This window comes from Arthrobacter sp. MMS24-S77, from assembly GCF_054888235.1.
The window spans coordinates 4,046,636-4,063,146 of sequence record NZ_JBTZRN010000001.1 but is presented as its reverse complement, the minus strand read 5'-3'; the positions used below and the strand labels follow the sequence as shown (position 1 = coordinate 4,063,146).

At 64.9% G+C, this 16,511-nt stretch carries 15 protein-coding genes; 5 read left to right on the top strand and 10 right to left on the bottom strand.

Going from position 1 to position 16,511, the window contains the following annotated elements; genetic code table 11:
* Positions 1 to 39: 39 nt before the first annotated feature.
* The 4 genes from ACX5I4_RS18680 to ACX5I4_RS18665 form a co-directional block, all read right to left on the bottom strand.
* Entirely contained in the window at positions 40 to 1,251 is a 1,212-nt protein-coding gene (locus tag ACX5I4_RS18680; protein WP_461837972.1) for an aminotransferase-like domain-containing protein, read from the bottom strand.
* 89 nt (positions 1,252 to 1,340) lie between these two features.
* Entirely contained in the window at positions 1,341 to 2,000 is a 660-nt protein-coding gene (locus ACX5I4_RS18675) for a M20/M25/M40 family metallo-hydrolase (RefSeq protein ID WP_461837971.1), read from the bottom strand.
* Positions 2,001 to 2,032: 32 nt separating this feature from the next.
* Positions 2,033 to 2,659, bottom strand: coding sequence for a M20/M25/M40 family metallo-hydrolase (locus tag ACX5I4_RS18670; protein ID WP_461837970.1), 627 nt, complete (start codon positions 2,657 to 2,659; stop codon positions 2,033 to 2,035).
* A gap of 58 nt (positions 2,660 to 2,717) precedes the next feature.
* Positions 2,718 to 3,398: a TetR/AcrR family transcriptional regulator gene (locus ACX5I4_RS18665; protein ID WP_461837969.1), complete on the bottom strand. Its 681-nt coding sequence runs from the start codon at positions 3,396 to 3,398 to the stop codon at positions 2,718 to 2,720.
* Between the two features lie 172 nt (positions 3,399 to 3,570).
* On the opposite strand from ACX5I4_RS18665, the gene ACX5I4_RS18660 reads away from it, so the two are divergent.
* The 5 genes from ACX5I4_RS18660 (at position 3,571) to ACX5I4_RS18640 (ending at position 9,629) form a co-directional block, all read left to right on the top strand.
* Positions 3,571 to 4,530: an ABC transporter substrate-binding protein gene (locus ACX5I4_RS18660; RefSeq protein WP_461837968.1), complete on the top strand. Its 960-nt coding sequence runs from the start codon at positions 3,571 to 3,573 to the stop codon at positions 4,528 to 4,530.
* Positions 4,527 to 5,423 carry an amino acid ABC transporter permease gene (locus tag ACX5I4_RS18655; protein ID WP_461837967.1) on the top strand — a complete coding sequence of 299 codons (897 nt, stop codon included), beginning with the start codon at positions 4,527 to 4,529 and terminating at the stop codon, positions 5,421 to 5,423. Before ACX5I4_RS18660 ends, ACX5I4_RS18655 begins: the two co-directional genes overlap by 4 nt.
* Before the next feature lie 5 nt (positions 5,424 to 5,428).
* The gene (locus ACX5I4_RS18650) at positions 5,429 to 6,187 is read left to right on the top strand and encodes an amino acid ABC transporter ATP-binding protein (protein ID WP_461837966.1); all 759 of its coding nucleotides are present in this window, start codon (positions 5,429 to 5,431) and stop codon (positions 6,185 to 6,187) included.
* 23 nt (positions 6,188 to 6,210) lie between these two features.
* A complete protein-coding gene (locus ACX5I4_RS18645) occupies positions 6,211 to 7,809 on the top strand; it encodes a thiamine pyrophosphate-binding protein (protein ID WP_461837965.1) in 1,599 nt (532 codons plus the stop codon).
* Positions 7,810 to 8,009: 200 nt separating this feature from the next.
* Entirely contained in the window at positions 8,010 to 9,629 is a 1,620-nt protein-coding gene (locus tag ACX5I4_RS18640) for a zinc-binding metallopeptidase family protein (RefSeq protein WP_461837964.1), read from the top strand.
* A gap of 220 nt (positions 9,630 to 9,849) precedes the next feature.
* Here ACX5I4_RS18640 and bcp read toward each other — a convergent pair whose 3' ends face one another.
* The 6 genes from bcp to ACX5I4_RS18610 form a co-directional block, all read right to left on the bottom strand.
* Positions 9,850 to 10,317: a thioredoxin-dependent thiol peroxidase gene (gene bcp, locus ACX5I4_RS18635; RefSeq protein WP_461837963.1), complete on the bottom strand. Its 468-nt coding sequence runs from the start codon at positions 10,315 to 10,317 to the stop codon at positions 9,850 to 9,852.
* 67 nt (positions 10,318 to 10,384) lie between these two features.
* Positions 10,385 to 11,083 (bottom strand): winged helix-turn-helix domain-containing protein, encoded by a 699-nt coding sequence (locus ACX5I4_RS18630; RefSeq protein ID WP_461837962.1) that lies wholly within the window; start codon positions 11,081 to 11,083, stop codon positions 10,385 to 10,387.
* A 10-nt stretch (positions 11,084 to 11,093) separates the two neighbouring features.
* The gene (allB, locus tag ACX5I4_RS18625; RefSeq protein ID WP_461837961.1) at positions 11,094 to 12,455 is read right to left on the bottom strand and encodes an allantoinase AllB; all 1,362 of its coding nucleotides are present in this window, start codon (positions 12,453 to 12,455) and stop codon (positions 11,094 to 11,096) included.
* Positions 12,448 to 13,683 carry a glycerate kinase gene (locus tag ACX5I4_RS18620; protein ID WP_461837960.1) on the bottom strand — a complete coding sequence of 412 codons (1,236 nt, stop codon included), beginning with the start codon at positions 13,681 to 13,683 and terminating at the stop codon, positions 12,448 to 12,450. The genes allB and ACX5I4_RS18620 overlap by 8 nt, the downstream gene beginning before the upstream one ends.
* A 22-nt stretch (positions 13,684 to 13,705) precedes the next feature.
* Positions 13,706 to 15,484, bottom strand: coding sequence for a glyoxylate carboligase (gene gcl, locus ACX5I4_RS18615; RefSeq protein ID WP_461837959.1), 1,779 nt, complete (start codon positions 15,482 to 15,484; stop codon positions 13,706 to 13,708).
* A 145-nt stretch (positions 15,485 to 15,629) separates the two neighbouring features.
* Complete coding sequence (locus ACX5I4_RS18610) at positions 15,630 to 16,508, bottom strand: 2-hydroxy-3-oxopropionate reductase (protein ID WP_461837958.1); 879 nt, start codon at positions 16,506 to 16,508, stop codon at positions 15,630 to 15,632.
* Positions 16,509 to 16,511: the final 3 nt, after the last annotated feature.

The following is a 16,511-nucleotide window of genomic DNA, read 5'->3' as shown; positions in this document are numbered from 1 at the left end:
CAGGGCTGAAAACGACACTTACTGCGAGTCAGTTGGGGCTTAGACCCGGCGGATGGCCTCGGCGAGGCGCTTGACGCCTTCGGTGAGTTGCTCTTCCGGGGCATATGAGAAGGCGATGCGGAGCTGGTTGCTGCCACCGCCGTCGGCGTAGAAGGCGCTGCCCGGCACAAACACGACTCCTGCCTCGATGGCCGCGGCGAGAACATGCTCCGTGTCGATGCCGTCGGGCAGGGTTACCCAGGTGAAGAATCCACCGGTCGGGCTGGTCCACTGGGTGCCGTCGGGCATGTAGGCAGCCAACGCGTCCAGGGTTGCCTTGCAGCGGGAGGCGTAGACGGCACTGTACGCGGCAATCTGGTCCCGCCAATCGAAGCTGCTGATGTATTGCTCCACCACGAGCTGGCTCAAGACCGAGGGGCAGATGGTGGTGGCTTCGGAGGCGATCTGGAGGCGGCCACGCACGTCCCGGGGTGCCACCACCCAACCGACGCGCAGACCGGGGGCGAAGATTTTGGAGAACGAGCCGAGGTAGAACACGTTATCCGGGTCGAGCGTGTGCATGGCCGGCTTGAGCGTGCCATCGAAGCTCAACAGGCCATAGGGATTGTCCTCGACGATCAGCACGCCTTCGGCCCGGCAAATGTCCGCTACACGCTGGCGCCGCTCCAGGGAAAGGCTAATGCCGGAAGGGTTGTTGAAGTTGGGGATCGTGTAGAAAAACTTGATGGTCTTGCCGGCCGCTTTGAGCCTGGAAATGACGTCCTGGAGGCGGTCGGGATCGACGCCGTCGCTGTCCATCGGCACGTGCGCCACCTCGGCCTGGAAGCCTTCGAACACGCCGAGCGCCCCCACGTACGTTGGTCCTTCGGCGATCACCACGTCTCCCGGATCGCAGAAGAGCTTGGTCACGAGTTCCAGCGCCATCTGCGATCCCGCGGTGATTTGCACGTTTTCCGGAGACGTCTTGATGCCCTCGAGCTCCATGACCTGGCAGATCAGGGCCTGCAGTTCCTCGGTTCCCGCACCCGAGCCGTACTGCAGGGCCTCCAGTCCGCGGCGAGCGACGACGTCGCTGGCCATGGCGGCGATGCGATCCATCGGCAGTACGGGCAGGTAGGGGTTGCCGCCGGCAAGGGAGATCATGCCCGGCTGCATGGAAACATCGAAGACGGCGCGGACGGGGGAGGGCTGGAAGCCGGCCGCACGCTTGGCCATGCGGCCGACGTGGGATAGCTCTGTGGTGAGGGTCATGGTGGTCCTTTGGTGGTTGGAATAGGCGCTTGTGGGTGGCGTGGGCGCTTCGATGCGCCCCGGACTGGTGTTTCTTACTGTGTGGCTGGCTATTGTGTGCTGAGGAATCGGTGGAGGATGCGGGTGCCTGCGTGGATGGCCGTGACGGGGACGCGTTCGTCGATGCCGTGGAACATGCCGGCGAAGTCAAAGCCCTCGGGAAGCCGCAAAGGCGAGAAGCCGTAGCAATTGATGCCCAGCCGCGAGAAGGCTTTGGCGTCCGTGGCCCCGGACATGACGAACGGGAGGGCTTTCCCGGAGGGGTCGACGGCGGTGATCGCCGCTTGCATCGCGTCCAGCAAAGCGCCGCGGGCGGGTGATTCCAGCGAGCGGCCCTCCTCCCAGCTCACCTCGATGCCGGGCCCGAGCAGTTCCATAAATTGCGCTTTGAACTCGTCATCGGTGCCCGGGGCGATGCGGCAATCCACGGTAGCGGTGGCAGTCCCGGGAACCACGTTGGTCTTGTAGCCGGCGTGGAACTGGGTCGGGACGGCGCTGGTACGCAAGCCCGGGAGGAGCATCGCGGCGAGCAAACCGAGCGAGGCGAGTTCGTCGTCGAGCCTTTCGCTATCCAAGGGCTGGCCGAGCGCCTCGCCCAACTGCTCCACCAAGGCCGAGAGCGAGGCGCTCTGGACCACCGGCCACTTGTGTTCCGAGATGCGGCCGAGGGCAGAGGAAAGGCGCGCGACGGCGTTGCTTTCGTTGGGCACGATGGAACCATGGCCTGTGGTTCCGTGCGCGGTCAGCGTTGCCCAAGCGACCCCTTTTCCGCGACTCCCAGCAGGTAGAGCCTCAGGTCGTCGCGAAGCTGAAGGGAGAAGCCGCCGATTTCCCCGATCGCTTCGGTGACGCCGTGGAACAGTTCCGAGTGCTCGCCCACCAGAAACTGGGCCCCGAACTCGCCGGCTATTTCCTCATCGGCCACGAAAGCGAACACGATGTCCCGCTTGGGGACAAAGTTCTCGCGCCGCAATTGACGGACGGCCGCCACCGTCATCGCAACCATGTCCTTCATGTCCACCGCACCGCGACCCCATACGAAACCGTCCTTGACCTCGCCGGAGAACGGGTCCACGGTCCAGTCCGCAATGTTGGCGGGGACGACGTCGGTATGGCCATGCACCAAGAGGGCCGGAGCCTCGGGTTCGCTGCCTTTCATCCTGACCACGAGGTTGCCGCGGCCGGGAGCCTTTTCGAGCAGTTGGCCTTCGAGGCCAAACTCCGCGAGCAACGACTGAATGTATTCGGCACAGCGCAATTCGCCGTCGCCGGTGGTGGCGGGATCGCCGGTGTTGGTGGAGTCGATGCGGATCAAGGTGCTGCAAAACTCCACGGCCTCGGCGGCCATGGCGTCGTGATGTTCCCCCACAGGTGGTCCTTTCCAGCGCGCAGCCCGCGCTTCGTTCCAGCGCGAGTTGGCGCGCGTCTTAGTGCGCGTCCACGAGTTTGGAGCGCTTCTTGATGATGAATTCTTCGGCGTCGATGCCGAACTCCCGGGCCGCAAAGCGGTGCAGCGTTTCGATCATCTCGGCGGGTGTGAAGTTGTGGACCCCGTTCAGGGACTGGATCGCGAGTCCGTCAATCGTGGCCAGAAGCAGGGTGGCCACTTGGTCAATATCGATGGCCGGCCGGATCAGTTTCTCGTCCACGGCCTCCTCGAGCGCCCGGACGAACAGGCCGCGCCATGAGGTCCAGACTGCTGCGACGCTGTCCCGGATCTCGGAGTTTTTGTGGGCTGCAGCATAGATCTGCAACCAGAAACCCCAGGCTTCCTCGAAGGGGGTGTCGCTCTGGATGGAGAAGGTCAGGAGATCGTGCAGGCGTTCCACTGCGTTGCTGCCCTGGTCGTAGATGCGCTGCCATTCGGCGAGGGATTCGTCGATGCGGTACTCCACTGCCGCGCCGATCAACCTTTCCCGGTGCCGGAAGTAGTGCTGGATCATCCCGATGCTGAAGCCCGAGGCCTCTGAGAGTTCGGCGAAGGAGCAACCCTCCACGCCTTGGCGGGCGATCACCTGCGAGGCATGGTGCAGGATGCTCTGCCGGCGTTCGGCCATGGCTTCCGCTGTGACGCTTCGTGTGCGGCGGCCCGGGTTTGTCTCGCTCATGCCGTTGCTCCTTCGTTTGACTAGTCGCGCTGGTCCAGGTGGGGCGCCTTGTGGGCGCCCCTTCGTCATCTCTCCATGATGTTGCCATGCTCCCTTGACACGCGTTGTTACTCATCTCACAATAAGTTGAACATATTGTTATTTCAACCCGACCCGAACCGGAGATCCACAAATGATGCGCAAAGGCGTGAAAAGCTCGCTCGTGGCAGTGGCAGCCATCAGTTTCCTGGCGTTGACGACGGCTTGCTCCAACACCGAAGGTGCGGCCGCTACCGCATCCGGTAATGCATCGGCCAGCGGCGCAAGCAGCCAGAACGGCCAGGAACTCGCGCAGGCAGTGAAGCCCGATTCCAAGGTTCAGGCGCTGCTTCCGGCTGCCATCAAGAGCAAGGGCTCGCTGACCCTCGTCACGGACCCCACCTACGCCCCCATCGACTTCACCGATGACCAGGGCAAGATCATCGGACTGGAGCCGGACATGGCGCTGGCCGTCGCGAAGAAGATGGGCGTCACCATCAATATCGAAAAGGCCGATTTCAACGGCATCCTCGCCGGCATCGAGGCCCGGCGCTACGACGCGTCCTGGGCGGCTTTCTCCATCACGGAGGAGCGCAAGGACAAGGTCAACATGGTCAGCTACATGCGTGGCGGAACGTCCGTCATGGTCAAAAAGGGCAACCCACTGGGTATCAACTCGGAGCTGGACCTCTGCGGCAAGACCGTGGCTGCCCAGACAGGGACAACCCAGGCACTGAGCGTGCTCCCCTCCTTCGACAAGAAATGCGCGGACGCCGGCAAGGACAAGCCTGTTTCCTTGCTGCTGCCCCAGCAGGACAACGTCAACCAGGCTGTAGCCTCGGGCCGTGCCCAGGCACTCGTGGCGGACAACGCCCTGACCGGCTATTACGCCCAGCTGCAGCCGGACGCCTTCACCTCCGTGGACTCCATCCTCGTGGAACCGTCCTTGTCCGGCGTAGTGAGCCCCAAGGACGACGGCGGCCTGTCCAAGGCATTCCAGGCTGCGGTCCAGTCCCTCATGGACGATGGAACGTACGCCAAGATCATGGAGGCCTGGAACCTCAAGTCCGGCATTGTCACCAAGTCTGAGATCAACCCGACGGTGGGGTCATGACCGTGTCTGATTGGCCCGTCGCCGCCGAGGCGCGGCATGATTTCGCGGACCTGGCGTCGCGGCCTGTCCTCAAGCGCAAGCGGCCCGGGCAGCTGCTCGCCATGGTGGTGGTGGGCCTGTTCGCGCTCATGGGCGCCTACGTCATCGTCACCAACCCCGGCTTCGGCTGGCCCACCGTGGCCAAATACTTGTTCGATATCCGCATCCTCAACGGCCTCCTGACCACGATTGAGCTCACGGTCATTGCCATGGTCCTCGGACTCGTGATCGGTCTGGTGATCGCGGTCATGCGGATGTCCGACAACGCGCTCCTCCGTGGTGTGGCCGGTGCCTATATCTGGTTCTTCCGAGGCACTCCGCTGTTGGTGCAGATGCTCTTCTGGGGCTTCGCCGCCGTACTGTTTCCCACCATCGGCATCGGCATCCCCGGCGGTCCCATGTTGGTGGAATGGAACACGAACGACGTCCTGCCGCTGTTCGTGGCTGGCATCCTTGGCCTGGGCTTGAACGAAGGCGCCTACATGGCAGAAATCGTGCGCGCCGGCCTGATGGGTGTTCCCGCGGGACAGTCCGAGGCCTCCCACGCCATGGGCTTCAGCCAAATGGAAACCCTGCGCCACGTGGTCATCCCGCAAGCCATGAAGATCATCCTTCCACCAGTAGGCAACGAGACGATCTCCATGCTGAAGACCACTTCCCTGGTGATCGTGATCGGCGTCGGAGACTTGCTCTACAACACCCAGCAGATCTACGCGCGCAACCTCCAGCAGATCCCGCTGCTGATCGTGGCGAGCCTCTGGTACATCCTGCTCACCACCATCCTCTCGCTCGTCCAGGCGCGCATTGAGAAGCGGTACTCCCGCGGCAACACCATCCAGGCACGAAAGGCTTAACGGCAATGTCTGAAGTCCAGTTCCTCAACGTGCACAAGGATTTCTCCGGCATGGAGGTCCTCAAAGGCATCAACTTCACGGTCGAATCCGGACAGGTAGCGTGCCTGATCGGCCCCTCCGGATCGGGCAAATCCACGCTGCTCCGCTGCGTCAACCACCTCGAAACCACCAGCTCCGGCACCATCCTGGTGGGTGGCCGCATGATCGGCTACGAGGTCCACGGCGACAGGTTGATCGAGGCACACCAGAAGGACATCAACAAGCGCCGCTCCCGGATTGGCATGGTGTTCCAGTCCTTCAACCTCTTCGGTCACATGACAGCCCTCGAAAACGTGATGATGGGTCCCGTCAAACTCCTCAAGGTACCCAAGGCCCAAGCCGAGGCCGAAGCCCATGAACTCCTGGCCAAAGTGGGCCTCGCCGACCGCACGGGCCACTATCCGGCCCAGCTCTCCGGCGGCCAGCAGCAGCGCGTCGCGATCGCCCGGGCGCTGTCCATGAAGCCCGACCTCATGCTCTTCGACGAGCCCACCTCCGCGCTCGACCCCGAACTCGTGGGCGAAGTCCTGGACGTCATGAAAGCCCTGGCCCGCGACGGCATGACCATGATCGTGGTGACCCACGAGATGGGCTTCGCCCGCGAAGTGGCGGACGTCGTGGCGTTCATGGACGGCGGTGTCATTGTCGAAGCCGGCGATCCCAACGAGATCATCTCCCGCCCCCAGCACGAACGAACAAAGGCGTTCCTCTCCAAAGTTCTCTAGGCCACGATTTAAGGACTCCAACCTTGACCAGTTCCATCCCCACCAACAACGTCGGCCTCGCCGTCATGACCACGCTGCGGAACTACGGGATCGACGCGATCTTCGGGATCCCCGGCACCCACAACCTCGAGTTCTACCGGCACCTTGAGCCGCTCGGCATCCGCCCCGTCACCACCCGCCACGAGCAAGGAGCCGGGTACGGCTCCGACGGATGGAGCCAGCTCAAGGGGCTTCCCGGCGTCGTGATCACTACCTCCGGACCCGGACTGCTGAACGCGATGTCCGCTGCGGCCACCTCGTATTGCGAGTCCCGGCCCATGATCATTCTGTCCCCGGGCGCGCCGCGCGGCAGCGAGTTTTCGGACATCGGGCTGCTGCACGAAACCAAGGACCCCACCGGCGCCGTCCGCGCCCTGATCGGGCGCAGCACGCGTGTGTCCAGCGGCAGCGAAGCCGTGGAGCTGATCCACGAAGCCTTTGCCTTCTTCGCGCACGGGCGGCCGCGTCCCGTCCACATCGAGATCCCGTTGGACGTCCTGGAGGGGGCGTCCGACGTCGACCCCGCCGCGCTCGAGGCCCGCCCTTTGGGTGCGCCGAAAACAGCAGCCGACGACGCCGTCGCCACCGCCGCGGACATCCTCCGGCGCGCTTCCAGCCCGGTGATCCTGGCCGGGGGCGGTTCGCTCGGAACCGGCGGCGCGTTGCTCGAACTTGCAGAACTCTTGCAAGCCCCCGTGGTGACCACCATCAATGGCAAGGGTGCTATTCCGGAAGGCCATCCTTTGTCCCTTGGCTCGGAAATCCGGCTGGCGGCGGCGCAGGATCTATGCAATTCCTCGGACGCGCTGCTGGTGGTCGGCTCGAAGGTGGGCGAGTCGGAGCTGTGGGGCGGCAAGATCGTGCCGCAGGGCAGCTGCATCCGGATCGACATCGACCCGTCCCAACTACAGTGCAATCTCGCGCCGGACGTCGAACTCCTGGGCAACGCGTCCGCCGTCGTACCCCAACTACTCGCTGCGCTCGCCGGGTATGGGCCAGGCCCCGCTCCGCAACTGGACCCTTTGCGCGCCGAGCTGCAGGAGGAAGCCCGTTCCATGGCGCCCGTGCTGGCACGAATCAACCAGATCCTCGCAGCCACGCTCCCGGCCGACACCGTTATTGCGGGGGATTCCTCGCAGATTACATACTTCGGGACCACGTCCTTCTTCCCCATGCAGCAGCCGCACCAGCTCCTGTACACGCCTGCGTACGCCACGCTGGGTTATGGACTGCCGGCCGCGATCGGGGCCAAAGTGGCGGATCCGGATCGTCCGGTGGTGGGACTGATCGGCGACGGGGCGCTCATGTTCGCTGTCCAGGAATTCATTACTGCCGTGGAGCAGGGCGTGGACCTGCCGATCATCTGCATCAACAACGGGGGCTACGGCGAAATCAGGCAAAACATGGAGGACCGGGACCTGGCTCCGGTTGGCGTGAACCTGACGCAACCCGACTGGGTTCGCCTGGCCGAAGGTTTCGGGCTGACCGCGTTCAACGTTGAGTCGCTCGACGAGCTCGCCGGGGTTGTCACCGAGGCTCTTGCCGTCAAGGGACCGAGCCTCATCCACGTGAGCATCCAGTAACTGCCCCACACCCACCCCCGCCGCACCCCCACCGACGCTCGCTCACTTATGGCGGCCTTTCGGCCGACGCTCGCTCACTTTCTTCAAGCAAGTGATGGAGCGTCCGGTGGAAAGCCCCTATACGTGAGCGAGGGTCATCCGGGCGAGGTCCGGTGGCGGCGGAACAGCTTTTGGATCTGTACGACTTTAGAAGGAGCACGATGAACGGGACCATCAAAAACGCCGAGTTGAAGGCCACGGCATGGGGATGGGTTGAGCAGCAGAAGGGGCAGCTTTCCGCCTGGCACACGAATATTTGGGAACTGGCCGAGCCGGCATGGCGCGAGTACGAGTCGTGCGCCTGGTATGTGAGAACGCTTCGCGAACATGGTTTCACGGTGGAGGAGGGTAGTGGGGGCATGCCCACCGCATTCGCCGCCGAGTGGACAAGTCCCGCCGGCCCTGGGGCGAGGATCCTTGGCTACGCCGAATACGATGCCATCCCGGGCAATTGCCAGGCAGCATCCACCAAGCGGGAGCCCCGTGCCGGTATGTCGCGCTTCGCTCCGGGGCACACCGATCCGCATTCGGCCCTCGGTGTTTCGACGCTCGCTGGCTTCCTCGCGGCGAAAGACGCTATGGAGCAGCACAACATCCCGGGCACCTTGGTCTACACCGGCGAGCCGGCTGAAAAGGTCCAGGGATCCAAGGTGGTCCACGGCCTGCGCGGCTACTATGACAACCTGGACGCCATCATCTCGTACCACCCGTTCTACATGATGCCGCTGTGCAACACCGCGCGTTGGGATACCCACTGCGGCTCGTACTACAGCAAGATCTACACCTTCACGTGCGACAGTCCGGAGGGCTGGAACAACACGTACGGCGATAGTCCCATCCCGTCGTCGCACTCCGCCGCCCGGGCACCGGGAGCGGATGCCGCCCTGTTCACGATGTTCTCGCTGACCAAGACGACGCAGGATTCGATGCTGCCGCAGGCGGGTGGCTGGTCGTTGTCGGAAGCGATCCTCACCGCTGGGCAGGCGACGGCGGATAACCAACCTGCGGGACTGGCCCAGATCCAGTACTCCTGGCGCTGTCCCAGCCTCGCCGAAGCCGACTCAGTGCTCGCCGTGCTCGATCGCAACGCGGAACTCGCCGCGGCTGCGTCGCATTGCAACGTTAGTTCCCGCTGGGTGGCTCGCAACCGGCCGGGCATCGCCAACCATACGGTTGCCCAAGTGGCGTGGGAGAACATCGCGGCCGTGGGCGCACCGGTTTTGGACGAGCGGGCCCGGGAGATCGGACGCGAAATCCAGGCCTCGTGCGGAGTGGAACCCATGGAAAATCCGTTCCATCCGGCGACGGCGGAGCTCATCACCCCGCAGGACGCCGAAGCAGAGCTGCGCCGGCACATCCCGGCAACCCAGCAGAACTGGACCAGCGATGACTACGTTGAAATGACCTGGTACGCACCCACCATCCGCTTCTACACGGCACGGCCCACGCTGGCGGCGGACGAGAAGGGCACCGCGTACCCGGGCTGGGCCATGACGGCCATGGGTGGAATCCCTGAGACGATCGACCCCACCATTACGGCGACAGGCAAGATGATTGCCGGCATGGTGCTGGACCTGCTGACTTCCCCGGACGTGCTGGCGGAGGCGAAGGCAGAGTTCGACGCCGAGAAGCGCCGCCGCGGTGCTGTGGCACCGCTGCTTCCTGCCGATTTCTGCGCGCCGACTGATTTCCGATGGCCCGAATACATTGGGGAAGGCAAAGCCCGGGAGTGGTGGATCCCCGTGTCCGAAGAGGCGTGGAACACCGCCGGCGGCACCTAAGCCGTAACCCGGACGCGCGCTCACCTATCGGGGTCAAATCCCAAACGCTCGCTCACTGTGGCCGGAAGTAGAGAATCCTCCTGCAGATCGTCGTCTGCAGGAGGATTCTCTATTTGGCCTCATATGTGAGCGAGCGTCGGCCCGGGAGCCGTTATATGTGAGCGAGCGTCACGCCAAACGGCACCATACGTGAGCGAGCGTCACGGGGAAGGCGGGGCGATTACAGACCCAGCTCGGCCTTCAGCGCCGCCACGTGGCCCTGGGCCTTGACCTGGTACTGGGTCAGCTTGACCTTGCCTTCGCCGTCGAGCACTACGGTGGAGCGGACCAGGCCGTCAACCACTTCGCCGTTCACGAGCTTCTCGCCCCAGGCACCGTAAGCCAGCGCCACTGCGTGGTCTTCGTCGGAGAGGAGCGGGAAGGTCAAGGAGTAGTCGCCGGCGAAGCTTGCGATCTTTTCCGGGGCGTCAGGGGAGATGCCCAGGACTTCGTAGCCGGAGGACTGCAGGCTGGACAGGCTGTCGCGGAAGTCGCAGGCCTCGGTGGTGCAGCCGGGGGTGGCGGCTTCCGGGTAGAAGTACACAATGACGTTGCGTCCGCGGTAATCGGACAGGGAGACCTTCTGGCCTTCGGTGTTAAGCAGCGCGAAATCGGGGGCCTGGGTTCCGGCGAGGAGTTTCTGGGTCATGTTGCGATCCTTGACTTGTCGGGCAACCGCCGTGGCCGGCGATCAATCTATTGGTGTAACGGGCTGCCTAGATGCAGTATTCCGCGGGTCCGCGGACTGTGGAGCCTGGTCCGGGCACGAACTGGTAGCCGCCTCCACGCACTGTGGCGATGACATGGCGGGCTGAGCCCAGCTTGCGCCGGACGCGTCCAACATACACGTCGATCGACCGAAATGCCGCGCCGGGACAGTCAAGTGACTCCAAAAAACGTTGCAATTCTTCACGTGGGATGGGGCGGGACAGGTTTTCCACGAGGTAGCGGAGGAGGCTGCGTTCCATCGCCGTGAAGCTGACCGGGACTCCGTCCAAGAGAACGGTGTCAGCGGCCAAGTCCACTGCCACGGTGCTGCGCCGGCCGGCCAAGGAGACCGGCGGGTTGGCAGCGGCGGGGGAGTTTCCGGCGTCGGACGTTTCCGGCGGAATGCCGCCGTCGGACGCGCCTGAATCACCGGACGTTGCAGCTCCGGTGGCGGGCCAAAGGAGGACTTCCGCCCCCGGAGCAAGTCTGCGGGCTCGGGCCAGGACCGCCTCAGCGGCCCGGGCCCAAACCTCGGGATCGATCTCGCGGCCTTCGCCGGGCTGTACCCACACTGCCAGGCCGCGCGGGTGCAGGCCGGGCCGAATCGCGGAGGGCCGAATCGCGGAAAGCCGGGGGGCGGGCTGGTGCCGCGAGGCGTTGAGCCGTGCGGGCAGTTGCCCGTACGGGGCATGGACGTTGACGGCCATGGCTGTGGCCTTACACGCCGCCGCGGCGAATCAGCTTGCCGCTGGGCGTCCGGCCGTCGATTTCGTTGCCGCGCAGGTACGTTTTGCGTACGACGCCGGAGAGCGCCTTGCCGTCGTACGGCGTGATCGGGTTCTTGTGCTTGAGCTTCTTGACGTCGACGACGAATGCGTCGTCCGGCGCGAAGATGGAGAAATCGGCGTCGTAGCCGAGAGCGAGCTGGCCCTTGTTGTGCAGGCGGGCCAAGGCTGCGGGCTTCTCGGACATCCAGGACACCACCTGCTCCAGGGAGATTCCGCGGTGCCGTGCTTCGGTCCAGATCAGCGAGAGCCCCAGCTGCAGCGAGGAGACGCCGCCCCAGGCCACGGCGAAGTCGCCGTTTTCCAGGTCCTTCAGGTCAAGCGTCGAGGGGGAGTGGTCCGAGACGATGCAGTCGATGGTGCCGTCCTGCAGGCCCTGCCAGAGCAGCTCGCGGTTGGAGGCCTCTCGGATCGGCGGGCAGCACTTGTACGCGGTGGCGCCGTCGGGGATTTCCTCGGCCATGAGCGTCAGGTAGTGCGGGCAGGTCTCCACGGTGAGGTGCACGCCGTCGCGCTTTGCCGAAGCGATCATGGGCAGCGCGTCCGAGGAGGAGAGGTGCAGGATGTGGGCACGGGCGCCGGTCCAGCGGGCGCGTTCGATCACCTCGGCGATGGCTTTGTTCTCGGCGCCGCGGGGGCGGGAGGCAAGGAAGGTGGAGTAGTGTGCGCCACCGGGGTGGGGTGCGTGGTCGATCGCGTGGGAGTCCTCGGCGTGGACGATCATCAGGGAGTCGAAGGACTTGAGCTCGGCCATGTCCTCTTCCATCTCGTCCGCGTCCAGGTGCGGGAACTCGTCCACGCCGGAGTGGAGCAGGAAGCACTTGAAGCCGAAGACGCCCTCGTCGTGCAGCGGGCGGAGGTCCTTCTTGTTGCCCGGAATGGCGCCGCCCCAGAATCCGACGTCCACGAACGCCTGGTCTTCGGCCACTTCGCGCTTGAGCTTGAGGCTTTCCACGTTGGTGGTGGGCGGGATGGAGTTCAGCGGCATGTCGATGATGGTGGTGACGCCGCCGGCTGCGGCAGCACGGGTGGCGGAGGCGAAGCCTTCCCATTCGGTGCGGCCGGGCTCGTTGACGTGCACGTGGGTGTCCACCAGGCCGGGAATGAGGGTTTCGTCTTCGGCGAGCTCGATGATTTCGGCACCCTGCAAGCCGTTTCCGAGCGGTTCGATCGCGACGATCATGCCGTTGCGGACACCGACTTCGCGGGCGGTGATGCCGGCGGTGGTGAGGATGCGCTGGCCGCGAATGACCAGGTCAAAGGGGCCGTGTGCCGTGGTGGTTTCTTCAGACATGGAGTTGCTCCTTGGTCTCGGTTCGCGCTGCGTCTTGGGTGGATACCGCTTTTTCGGAGAGGCGCACGCCGATGTGCTTACCCAATTCTTCAAGCAGCGGCCCTGCTTCAGCTATACATTTCTCTACATTGGATTCGAGTTCGGTCAATGCGTAGACCGACTCGAAACCGGACTCCGAAAGTTGTTCCGGGCTCAGCGTACTGCGGCCGCAGACGGCAATGACAGGGATCCCGGAACGCGCCGCCGCCCGCGCCACGCCCATGGGCGTCTTGCCTAGGAGGCTCTGTTCGTCGAGGCTGCCTTCGCCGGTAATCACCAGATCAGCGCCTGCCAGCCGCTGCTCGAGTTCAGTGAATTCGAGGACGACGTCGATGCCCGGCCTGCGTGCCGCGCCCAGCGCCGCGATGGCGATGTAGCCGACGCCGCCTGCCGCGCCCGCGCCCGGTGCCTGCGCGGCGTCCCGGGCTTGGGGGCCGATCTCGCTGGCCAGGACCTGGACGAAGTGGGCAAGGGCCGCATCGAGCGAGGCGACGTCGTCCGGCGTCGCGCCCTTCTGCGGTCCGAAGATCGCGGCGGCGCCGGTGCGGCCCAAAAGGGGATTGTCGACGTCGGACGCCAGGACGAACTCGGTGACCTCCAAGCGGACGTCGAGGTTCGAGAAGTCGATCCGGTCCAGGCGGGCCAACGCGGCTCCGCCGCCGGGGAGTTCGTTGCCGTCGGCGTCGAGGAGGACCGCGCCGAGGCCCTGCAGGACGCCGGCGCCACCGTCGGTATTGGCACTGCCGCCGACGCCGAGGATGATGTGCCGGCAGCCCAGGTCCAGGGCGGCGCGGATGAGTTCGCCCGTGCCCTGGCTTGTGGAGTTTCTGGCCGTCTCGGAGTTTGGTGCGCTGCCGCCGAAGCCTGGCAGTACCGCGAGTCCGGAGGCCGCGGCCATTTCAATGACGGCTTCCTCGCCGCGGACGGCGAACTCTGCCGTGATTGGCTGGCCCATGGGGCCGGTGACCGTGGCGCTCCGGCGGGTGAAGCCGGAACCGACGGCGGCGTCGAGAGTCCCTTCGCCGCCGTCGGCCACTGGAATGAGCGTGGTTTCAAAGCCCTCGGCTGGCAAACTCGTCGCTGCGCGGCCAGCCGCAAAGCCGGCCCGCAATCCCGTGCTCAAGCGGCTGGCGACCTCGGGGGCTGATAGCGATCCCTTGAACTTGTCCGGGGCTATGACCACACGCATTCCGTACCTCCTTCAGTACTTACTAGTCCAGCAGGGCGATGATCGCCGTGGGGGCGTCTTCGCCGCGCTCGGCCAGCTCTTCGAACTCGTTCACGCCGTTGATTTCAACACCCATGGAGATGTTGGTGACCTTTTCCAGGATCACTTCAACCACCACGGGAACCTTGAACTCGTCCATGAGCGCCTTGGCCTTGTCGAACGCGGCAGGCAGATCGGAGGGGTTCTCCACGCGGATCGCCTTGCAGCCCAGGCCCTCGGCAACCTTGACGTGGTCCACGCCGTAGCCGTTGGTTTCCGGGGAGTTGATGTTCTCGAATGCCAGGGACACGTTCTGTTCCATGTTGAAGCCGCGCTGCGACTGGCGGATCAGGCCCAGGTACGAGTTGTTCACCACCACGTGGATGTACGGCAGGTTGAACTGTGCGCCAACGGCCAGCTCTTCGATCATGAACTGGAAGTCGTAGTCACCGGACAGGGCAACAACGGTCTCGTCCGGCTTGCCGCGGACGACGCCGAGGGCGGCCGGGGCGGTCCAGCCCAGGGGACCGGCCTGGCCGGCGTTGATCCACTTGCGCGGGCCAAAGACGTGCAGCAACTGTGCGCCGGCGATCTGCGAGAGGCCGATGGTGGACACATACGTGGTGTCCTTGCCGAAGGCCTTGTTCATCTCTTCGTACACGCGCTGCGGCTTGATCGGCACGTTCTCGAAGTGGGTCTTGCGCTGCAGGGAACCCTTGCGGGCGATGCACTCGTCTACCCAAGCGGAGTAGTCCGGCAGGGACTTGGCTGCCTGGCGCTCGCGGGCCAGCTCGATCAGCCCGTCCAGCGCCGCACCGGCGTCGGACGCGATGCCGAAGTCCGGCGAGAACACACGGCCGATCTGCGTGGGCTCGATGTCGATGTGCACGAACTTGCGGCCGGCCGTGTAGGTGTCCAGGCCGCCGGTGTGGCGGTTGGCCCAGCGGTTGCCGATGCCGATCACGAAGTCCGAGGCCAGCATGGTCTCGTTGCCGTAGCGGTGCGATGTCTGCAGGCCAACCATGCCGGCCATCAGGGGGTGGTCGTCCGGGATGGTGCCCCAGCCCATCAGGGTGGGGATGACCGGAACGTTCAGCAGTTCGGCCAGCTCAACCAGCTGCGCGGAGGCGCCGGCGTTGATGATGCCGCCACCGGCAACGATCAGCGGGCGATCGGCTGCGGTGAGCATGTCCAGTGCCTTTTCCAGCTGCTTGCGGCTGGCCTTCGGCTTCTCGACGGCGATGGGCTCGTAGGCGTCGATGTCGAACTCGATCTCGGCCATCTGCACGTCGAACGGCAGGTCCAGCAGGACCGGGCCGGGACGGCCGGAGCGCATCAGTTGGAACGCCTTCTGGAAGGCGCCCGGAACCTGGCCCGGTTCCAGGATGGTCATGGCCATCTTGGTGACCGGCTTGGCGATGGACTCGATGTCCACGGCCTGGAAGTCTTCCTTGTGCAGCTTGGCAACGGGGGCCTGGCCGGTGATGCAGAGCATGGGGATGGAATCTGCCCAGGCTGCGTACAGGCCGGTGATCATGTCCGTTCCCGCGGGGCCCGAGGTGCCGATGCAGATACCGATGTTTCCGTCCGCTGCACGGGAGTAGCCGTCAGCCATGTGGCTGGCGCCTTCAACGTGGCGGGCCAGGGTGTGGCGGATGCCGCCGTGGGCCCGCATCGCGGAATAGAAGGGGTTGATTGCCGCGCCTGGCAGGCCGAACGCCTCGATGGCGCCTTCCTTTGCCAAGATGGCGACGGCTGCGTCTACAGTGCGCATCTTCGTCATGGTGTGCTCCTTGAAAGCTTTGGTGCCCGCTACGGGCGGTTTTTGGGTGAGTCTGGGGGAGCCGGCGTCGGAAGTGCCCGACGCCGGCTGCTGGTTTTCGCTTGTTTCCGCCCTTTGGGGCGGGTGGCCTACTTAGCGCTTGGCTTTACTTGCGACCGCTGAGCTGGAGGACCTGCTTGAAGAGGCCGGAGTGGTCGAGTCCGCCGTCGCCCTGGTTGACTGTGGCGGCGACGAGCTGTGCGACGACGGCGCCGAGCGGGATTGCGACGTTGGCTTCGCGGGCTGCGGAGGTGACGATGCCGAGGTCCTTGTGGTGGAGGGCAAGGCGGAAGCCGGGGTCGAAGTTGCGGTCGAGCATCTTCTGGCCCTTCTGGTCGAGGACCTTGGAGCCGGCCAGGCCGCCGCCGAGGACCTTGAGGGCTGCGTCCGTGTCCACGCCGTAGGCCTCAAGGAAGGCGATGGCCTCGCCGAGGACCTCGATGTTGACGGCCACGATCAGCTGGTTGGCTGCCTTGACGGTCTGGCCGGAGCCGGAGGGGCCGACGTGGACGATGGTCTTGCCGACGGCGTTGAGGACATCCTGTGCTGCTTCGAAGTCGGCTGCGTCGCCGCCGACCATGATGGACAGGACGGCGTCGATGGCGCCCTGTTCGCCACCGGAGACCGGGGCGTCGAGCGGGCGGATGCCGGCTGCGACGGCGTCTGCAGAGAGGCGGGCTGCGACGTCCGGGCGGATGCTGCTCGCGTCGATCCAGAGGGTGTCCTTCTTCGCGTTGGCGAAGACACCGTCCGGGCCGCTGACCACGCCTTCGACGTCGGGGGAGTCCGGCACCATGGTGATGACGACGTCGGCGTCCTTGACGGCGTCGGCGATGCTCGTGGCACCCTTGCCGCCTTCGGAGACGAGCTTGTCGATCTTGTCCTGGCTGCGGTTGAAACCCGTGACGGTGTGGCCGGCCTTGACCAGGTTGATGGCCATGGGGAGGCCCATGATTCCGAGTCCGATAACTGCAACATTGCTCATGAT

Coding starts and splice junctions, on each gene's coding strand:
- ACX5I4_RS18680 (WP_461837972.1), bottom strand. CDS start 1,251: ATGACCCTCACCACAGAGCTATCCCACGTCGGCCGCATGGCCAAGCGT.
- ACX5I4_RS18665 (WP_461837969.1), bottom strand. CDS start 3,398: ATGAGCGAGACAAACCCGGGCCGCCGCACACGAAGCGTCACAGCGGAA.
- ACX5I4_RS18660 (WP_461837968.1), top strand. CDS start 3,571: ATGATGCGCAAAGGCGTGAAAAGCTCGCTCGTGGCAGTGGCAGCCATC.
- ACX5I4_RS18655 (WP_461837967.1), top strand. CDS start 4,527: ATGACCGTGTCTGATTGGCCCGTCGCCGCCGAGGCGCGGCATGATTTC.
- ACX5I4_RS18650 (WP_461837966.1), top strand. CDS start 5,429: ATGTCTGAAGTCCAGTTCCTCAACGTGCACAAGGATTTCTCCGGCATG.
- ACX5I4_RS18640 (WP_461837964.1), top strand. CDS start 8,010: ATGAACGGGACCATCAAAAACGCCGAGTTGAAGGCCACGGCATGGGGA.
- bcp (WP_461837963.1), bottom strand. CDS start 10,317: ATGACCCAGAAACTCCTCGCCGGAACCCAGGCCCCCGATTTCGCGCTG.
- ACX5I4_RS18630 (WP_461837962.1), bottom strand. CDS start 11,083: ATGGCCGTCAACGTCCATGCCCCGTACGGGCAACTGCCCGCACGGCTC.
- allB (WP_461837961.1), bottom strand. CDS start 12,455: ATGTCTGAAGAAACCACCACGGCACACGGCCCCTTTGACCTGGTCATT.
- ACX5I4_RS18620 (WP_461837960.1), bottom strand. CDS start 13,683: ATGCGTGTGGTCATAGCCCCGGACAAGTTCAAGGGATCGCTATCAGCC.
- gcl (WP_461837959.1), bottom strand. CDS start 15,484: ATGACGAAGATGCGCACTGTAGACGCAGCCGTCGCCATCTTGGCAAAG.
- ACX5I4_RS18610 (WP_461837958.1), bottom strand. CDS start 16,508: ATGAGCAATGTTGCAGTTATCGGACTCGGAATCATGGGCCTCCCCATG.